Consider the following 662-nt stretch of genomic DNA (forward strand, 5'->3'; position numbering starts at 1 on the left):
GCCGGTGACGGGGCAGGCGGTGACGGTGATCCTGTCCTCGATCGACCGCATCAAGGAAATCCTCGCCGGCCTCGAGGCGACCGAAGCCGAGCCCGAGGGCACCGACCGCGATCTCATCGACAAGCTGGAAGCGATGGTCGAGCAGGGCATGGCCGCGATGGCGGTCGGCGCTGCTCCCGTTGCCGAAGCGCCGCCGCTGGTGCCGGAAGCCCCGGCCGCCGCTGCGCCCGCCAAGGAGATGACCTCTGGCACGCTGATCGACCAGACCCTGGAGCGTCCGCTGCGCCCGGGCGAAGTGTCGCTCGACGAGCTCGAGCGCGCCTTCCGCGAGACCGCGATCGAAGCGCCGGCCCCCGCGCCAATCGCCAAGGCCGAAGTCAAGGCCGAACCCGCCCCGGCGCCGGCCGCGGAAGCCCCGGCGCCTGCCGCCAAAGAGATTGCCAAGGAAGCTACGAAGGAAGCTGCCAAGCCTGCCGTCAAGGCCGCGCCGAAGAAGTCGATGGCCGACGAGGGCGCCTCCGAGGGCGACCGCATCGCCAACCAGTCGATCCGCGTCAACGTGGATACGCTGGAGCATCTGATGACCATGGTCTCCGAGCTGGTGCTGACCCGCAACCAGCTGCTGGAGATCTCCCGCCGCAACGAGGACACCGAGTTCAAGG

At 69.5% G+C, this 662-nt stretch carries 1 pseudogene; it reads left to right on the top strand.

The features are described 5' to 3' along the window. Positions 1–662, top strand: a pseudogene (locus AC1D00_RS44110) (hybrid sensor histidine kinase/response regulator); the annotation flags it as partial.

It is taken from the genome of Bradyrhizobium sp. P2_E8, assembly GCF_056403875.1.